The 571-nt window shown below is 42.0% G+C and carries 1 protein-coding gene; it reads right to left on the bottom strand.

The features are described 5' to 3' along the window. The coding region (locus tag AC1DUW_RS32035) for a fructose-specific PTS transporter subunit EIIC (protein ID WP_477644608.1) at positions 1-571 on the bottom strand (571 nt) is incomplete at both ends.

The raw sequence follows: 571 nt of genomic DNA, 5'->3' as shown, positions 1-571 counted from the left end.
GCCAGTTGGTTAAGCCTATGTTTACTGCAGTTACTGGCTCATTTATTACAAATATCATGATTAAGCCTGTAATTAACATGCCGAATACAGGATAGAGTAAAACTGGCTTAATCCCTTCGAAGTTCTGTGGCAACTTGGAAAACAATTTTTTCAATAATAAAACGACATATCCGGCAAGAAAACCAGCAATTAGACCACCTAGAAAACCAGCATTAGCTTGTGCTGCTAATAACCCTCCAACCATACCTGGAGCAAAACCTGGACGGTCAGCGATACTTGAGGCAATAAAACCGGCAAGTACCGGGACAAGCAAGAAGAAGGCACCGCTAGCCCCTCCGCCAATATCACTTAATGCTTTGGCAATGGGATTAAATTCAGGCTTTGTTGGATCCGCTGCTTCAATTCCGAAAAAGAAAGAAAGCGCAACCAAGATTCCGCCTCCTACAACAAATGGAAGCATATTACTTACACCGTTCATTAAATGCTTGTAAATCCCAAGCCCTCCTTTTGATGAATCACCATCCTCACTTCTTTCATTCCCGGTTCCTTTATAAACTGGTGTATCCTGATT

The sequence above is a fragment of the Peribacillus sp. P4_C12 genome, assembly GCF_056402095.1.
Note: the sequence above shows the minus strand (reverse complement) of the source record. Positions and strands in the feature narration are given on the sequence as shown.